This window comes from Variovorax sp. WDL1, assembly GCF_001541225.1.
Taxonomy (GTDB): Bacteria; Pseudomonadota; Gammaproteobacteria; order Burkholderiales; family Burkholderiaceae_C; genus Variovorax.
This window is the reverse complement of record NZ_LMTS01000323.1, coordinates 426-1,014: the sequence shown is the minus strand read 5'-3', so window position 1 is coordinate 1,014 and position 589 is coordinate 426. Positions and strand designations below refer to the sequence as shown.

Genomic DNA, 589 nt, shown 5'->3' with positions numbered 1-589 from the left:
CCATATAACTGCGTACTTCTTCATGGCAGTCATCAGAAAATCTCCCATTCTTCATTTTCCCGGCCAAAGGCCGAGATCATTTTTTCCTGCAACTCCAAGTCACCCGATGCATCCGAGCACCATATAACTGCGTACTTCTTCATGGCAGTCATCAGAAAAGCTCGAAATATTCACGATGCTCCCAGTTGGTAACCGGATCACCCGAGAAATCCACCTGCCCTTCGGCATCAACGAACCTTTTCCATTCGCTGCGCCGCAAATGCAACCAATAACGGATGAATTCCTCGCCGAATGCCTCACGGAAGAATTTCGAGGTTTCCAGCACCTCCAGCGCCTCGGACAGGTTATGAGGCAGGATGGTGACGTCCGCCGCATAGGGTGTTTCCTGCAGCGGCCCCGGATCGAGTTGGCGGCGGATGCCGTCGATCCCGGAAAACACCTGGGAAGCCAGGTAGAGATAGGGGTTGGCCGCCGGCTCGCCGATCCGGTTCTCCACCCGGCTGGCCGGGTCGCCGGGTGCGGAGATGACACGCGCCATCGCGGCGCGGTTGTCCTTGGCCCAGGTCACGCGATCTGGCGCCAGCGAATA

Annotated in this window: 1 pseudogene; it reads right to left on the bottom strand. The window is 57.2% G+C overall.

Annotation, left to right across the window (positions count from 1 at the left end):
• Positions 1 to 151: 151 nt before the first annotated feature.
• Positions 152 to 589: pseudogene (locus APY03_RS43010) on the bottom strand (glutamine synthetase); the annotation flags it as partial.